Source organism: Streptomyces sp. H27-D2, assembly GCF_035828615.1.
Lineage (GTDB): Bacteria > Actinomycetota > Actinomycetes > Streptomycetales > Streptomycetaceae > Streptomyces.
On record NZ_JAYMZR010000107.1, the window covers coordinates 19424 to 22333 of the forward strand.

The window sequence follows — 2910 nt, forward strand, 5'->3', positions numbered from 1 at the left end:
GGGGCCGGGTTCGGCGGCGGTGCGGCCCAGCAGGGACCAGTTCACCTCGCTGGTCCAGACGGTGGCTTCGTCCGCCGCGGCCGGTCGCTGCGGGGAGGCGTCGCTCTCCGCTGCCGCCGCGCTCTCGTCGGCGGGGCCGTCGGCGGTGCGGAGCGCGCCCACGTAGGCGGTCTGGAAGGGCAGCGCGGAGCGGTGGCCGATCCGGGCCAGGGCGCGGCCCGGGGTGCCGCTGGAGATGCTCACCGCGTCGTTGACCTCCAGGACGTCCTGGCTGTCCATGGCGTCGGTGACGCGCAGGGCGATCCGCAGGTTGGTGTTGGCCCGGATGTCCGCGGTGACCACGCCGGCGGGCCGCTGGGTCGCGAGCAGCAGGTGCAGGCCCAGGGACCGGCCGCGCTGGGCGATGCCGACGAGTCCGGGGATGAAGTCCTGGACGTCGCGGGCGAGGGTGGCGAACTCGTCGATGACCAGCAGCAGCCGGGGCAGCGGGGCGAGCGAGGGGTCGCGGCGGCGCAGCGCGCGGTATTCGGCGTGGTCCTTCACGCCGACGTCGGCGAGGATTTGCTCGCGCCGGGTCAGTTCGGCGGCGAGCGAGGCGAGGGCGCGCTCCACCAAGTGGCTGTCGAGGTCGGTGACCATGCCGAGCACGTGCGGCAGCCGGACGCAGTCCTGGAAGGCGCTGCCTCCCTTGTAGTCGACGAGTACGAAGGTCATCTCGTCCGGGCGGTTGACGGCGGCCAGCGAGGCCACCAGCGTCTGGAGCAGCTCGGACTTGCCGGCGCCGGTGGTGCCGGCGATGAGCCCGTGCGGGCCGTCCTTGACCAGGTCGAAGGTCACCGGCCCGGTGTAGCCGACGCCCAGCAGCATCGCGGTCGAGGCGGGCCGCTTGGCCCAGCGCACCACCAGTTCCTCCGCCCGGGGCGGCTCCAGGTCCAGCAGTCCCAGCAGGCCCACCCGGTCGGGGAGGCCGTCGGAGCCGTCGGGCGTGACGTCCCGTACGGGGGCCAGCGCGCGGCCGATCCGCTCGCACCACGCGGTGTCGACCAGGTCCGGGCGGATCTCGGTGAGGTCGGCGCTGCCGGTGCGGCGCAGCGTCAGATCGCGGGCTCCCACGGCGCAGACCGAGACGCACTCCTCGGGGAGCATCCGCTCCTCCAGGTCCAGGCAGACCAGGAAGACCCGTACGGCCGGGCCTTCCTTGAGCACCTGCACCACGCCGGGGACGTCGCGCAGCCGCCTGGCGCCGTCGAGCACGACGACCAGGTCGGGCTGGCTGAGCAGCGCCCCGCTCATCGCGGAGTCGCGGGCGCGCGCCCGGGAGCGCACCGCCGAGACCAGTTCGGAGACGCGGTTGGCCACCGTCTCCGGGTCGTTGCCGAGCGTGACGGCGGGTCCGCTCGCCTCCTGCGCGGAGAGCCCGCCGTGGCCCGGCCGGGCGTGCGGCAGCCAGCGGACCCATTCCCAGGCGGGAGCGCCGGCCGCGTCGGTGAGCACGGTGACCCGTACGTCGCGCGGGCTGTGCAGGACCGCCGCCTGGACCACCAGCCAGCGGGCCAGTGCCCGCGCCGATTCCTGTTCGCCCGCGATGCCGAGGACACCGTCCCCGCAGAGGTCGACGCCGATCGGCACGTCCGGGATCCGCCAGTTGACGGAGCGGTGGTTGTCCTCGCGGGAGCTGTCCTCGACCGTCAGCAGTGAGGACTGCGCCACGGTCCCCACCCGCAGCATCAGGTGGTCGGGGTGGCCGCGCCGGCGCTCCCACAGCCTCGCTCCGGGGCCCACGGCCCACAGCCCGGCGGACGCGGGGTCGGGGCCGCCGGCCACCCGCAGGCGTCGTTCGCGCTCGACCTTCCGCTCGATGTCCCGTTCCAGCGAGTCGCGCCGGGCCCGGTAGTTGGCGACGCCCTCCACGAAGTCGCGGCGGCCGTTGCGACGGCTGCTGAACCAGTTGGCGATGGCGAGGAACGGGCTGAAGAACGCGAACATCAGGTAGAAGTACGAGTGCAGCACGGCGACCATGCCGATGCCGAAGAACATCGGGGCCAGCACCACGAGTATCGGTATCGGCCGCTTCGCGGGCGGGTTGGGCGGCGAGGGCAGCACGAACCGCTCGGGCACCAGCGGCGGGATGATCCGCGGCGGCCGGTTGAAGTCCAGATGCGCGCCGTCCTCCGAGACCGTCACCGCGGCGTCGGCCTCGGTGGGTTCGGTCACCCGCAGCAGGAACTCGCCGAGGACGAGTTCGCTCTCCAGCGGCCACGGGACCCAGCCTTCGGGCACGGATCGGTGCCTGTCGGCGTCGAGGTCGGGCAGTTCGGGCGGCGGTGCGGGAGGCAGCGGCGTGGCGTCCGCGCGGGGCCGGTCCCGCGGTGGCTGCGGGACGGACATCCGTACGCCGTCCGACCCGCCGGTGTACAGCAGCGCCGTTCCGTCCGGCCGTACGGTGACGCGGACGCCGTCCGAGGGGACGTCGCGTCCTTCGAGGCGGACCGCGCTGCCCGGCTGGGGCCCGATGGTGTGGGTGCCGGGTTCCAGCAGCCAGGCCCGGCCGGATTGCCTGCCGCCGACGAGTTGGAGTTCGCAGCCGGGGCCGCGCGGCAGCCGCTCGCCGTCGGCGGAGCGTGAGGGGGGCGGGAGGTCGCCTCGCACGGGTCCGTAGCCACCGGGTTCCGGGCCGGCCGGCCCACCGACGCCGAGCGTCACGCCGTCGCGGATTCCGGAGGCCGCGAGCGGCAGGGCGGCGGGCAGCTCGCGGTCCCCGAGGAACAGCGCGGGCGTATCGCCGCCGTGGTCCGTGCCGGCCAGCCGGGCGGCGAGCGCTCCGACGGTGGTCCTGCCGGTGGTGTTGAGGAACAGGTCGCGGCTCAGGCCGGGGGAATCGGCCGAGACGATGCTGAGGAAGATTCTCAC

1 protein-coding gene is annotated in these 2910 nt (G+C 74.5%); it reads right to left on the reverse strand.

Features of this window, described 5'->3' with window-relative positions; all coding sequences use genetic code 11:
• Positions 1-2910, reverse strand: a 2910-nt coding sequence (locus QMK28_RS29095) for an FtsK/SpoIIIE domain-containing protein (RefSeq protein WP_443050860.1), incomplete at its 3' end; no start/stop codon positions are given.